The following is a 2,047-nucleotide window of genomic DNA, read 5'->3' on the forward strand; positions in this document are numbered from 1 at the left end:
AGGCCCTGCGTCACCACCCAATAGGGTCCCTGCGTCCGGTCAGCCACGACGGTGCGCTGCACCGCTCGGTTGCCCGGACCGACCACGAACAAGGTCGCATTGCCCTGCGGATCCCGACTGATCGCCTGCTGCGGGACCAGGAATGCGGAGGTGTCGACCGCCTGCGCGAATTGCGCGTTCACGAACATGCCCGGCAGAAGGATCGCCTGCGGGTTGGGGAAGCGCGCGCGCAGGGTGACCGTGCCGGTGGTCTGGTCGACCAGCACCTGGCTGAACTCGACGGTCCCGGTGAAGCCGTAATTGCTCCCGTCCGGAAGCTGGAGCCGCACCTGCGCAGTCGTCGGGACGACACCGCCCTGCGACAGAGCCCGCCGAAGCGCGAGCAGGTCCGCCGCCGACTGCTGGATGTCGACATAGACGGGGTCGAGCCGCGTGATCGTCGTCAGCGCATCGGTCTGGTTCGCGGTGACGAGCGCGCCTTCGGTGACGTTCGACAGGCCGACGCGGCCGGTGATCGGCGCCGGGACCCGCGTATAGCGCTGGTTGATCTGCGCCGTGCGCAATGCCGCGGCGTTCTGGGCGACGGCGGCATCCGCCTGGCGCGCCTGCGCGACGGCATTGGTATAATCCTGCTTGGAGATCGCCTGCTGCTCGACCAGCGGCTTGTAGCGGGCGGCGAGGGTACGCGCCGCCTCGGCCTGCGCCCGCGCGGCCTGGAGGTTGGCCGTCGCCTGCGCCGCCTGCGCATTATAGATGCTCGGGTCGATCTGGTAGAGCGTCTGGCCTTGCCGGACCATCGACCCTTCGCGGAACAGGCGCTTGAGGATCACTCCGTTCACCTGCGGCCGGACGTCCGAAATCTGATAGGCCGAAACGCGCCCGGGCAGCTGCTGCTCGATCGGCGCGCTGCCCTGCTGGATGACGACATAGCCGACGGTGACCGGGCCTCGCGGTCCGCCTCGCCCGCCTTCCCGCGGGTCCTGGCCGCTGCCGCATGCCCCAAGCAGCAGCGCGAGTCCGATCAACAAGGCGGGCTTCACGATATGGCGCCTTTTCCCCTGCCGCCACGGATTGCAAGTGGGGAAGCGCTCTTGGCCAGCGAACATGACAATGGCCGTGGCGCTAGATGAACGATTGTTCGTAAAGCCTCACGGTTCGACGAACGGGCGAGGGAGCCCGACGAAGCGGCGATTGTTTCGCTGCCGAAATTTATCGCGGGTGAACGGAGCGGTTCGGCGGCAGCAGGAACTGGAGCGGAACGGCGACGCGCGAGGCCCAGCTGATCTCGTTGTGCTTCTGGCCGGGGAAGCTGAGGCTCAGCGTGCTGTCCCACTGGCGGTAGCCGCGGCGGGCGACGACCACGTCAACCCGGTCTTGGTAGCGCGCATAATTGGCGTCCAGAGTCTCGCTGCCGTGATCGAAGTAGAGCTTGTGCGTTGCCGGCGCGGGCAGGGCGGGGGCGAGGTAGCGTTCGAAAGCCGAGGAGACGATCTCATACTCCTCGTCGCTGATCGGCTTGTTGTCCGGAGTGATGACGAGGGGCCAGTGCGTCGACATCATCCCCGCCGCGCCGAACACCTTCGGATATTCGTCGATCGCGTAAAGCGAGATGAGCGCACCCATCGACGAGCCCATGATGACCGTGTCCGCCGCGTCGGTTTTTACGTTGAAGCGCCGGTCGATCGTCGGCTTGAGCTCGCGGACGAGGAACTTGAGATAGCCGTCCGACAGCGGGTCTCCGCCGTAAAGCGCACGTACCTTCTGCCGGTAATCGGGCGGAAGTCCGTTGAACGCTTTCGACGGCACATATTCCTGCAGCCTTTTGGGCGTGCTCCAGATTCCGACGACGATCGTCGGACGGACTTTCTTCTCCTGGATCAGCCGGTCGAGCGTCTCGTCGATCTGCCATTCCATGCCGTAGCCGGCGGTCTTGGTGTCGAACAGGTTCTGCCCATCGTGCATGTAGAGCACGGCATATTTCGGCCCGTCAGCGCGGTATCCGGAAGGCAGCCACACGACCACGCGCCGCGGGTCCGCGTATTGCGAC

Annotated in this window: 2 protein-coding genes; both read right to left on the reverse strand. The window is 66.0% G+C overall.

Translation table 11 applies throughout. The annotated features are described in order from the left end of the window. Positions 1 to 1,040: efflux RND transporter periplasmic adaptor subunit (locus VFT73_RS02880; protein WP_326408644.1), on the reverse strand; the 1,040-nt coding region annotated here is incomplete at its 3' end. Between the two features lie 169 nt (positions 1,041 to 1,209). Further along, a partial coding sequence (locus VFT73_RS02885; RefSeq protein WP_326408645.1) for an alpha/beta hydrolase occupies positions 1,210 to 2,047 on the reverse strand: 838 nt, incomplete at its 5' end.

The organism is Sphingomonas sp. (genome assembly GCF_035758555.1).
Taxonomy (GTDB): Bacteria; Pseudomonadota; Alphaproteobacteria; order Sphingomonadales; family Sphingomonadaceae; genus Sphingomonas_B.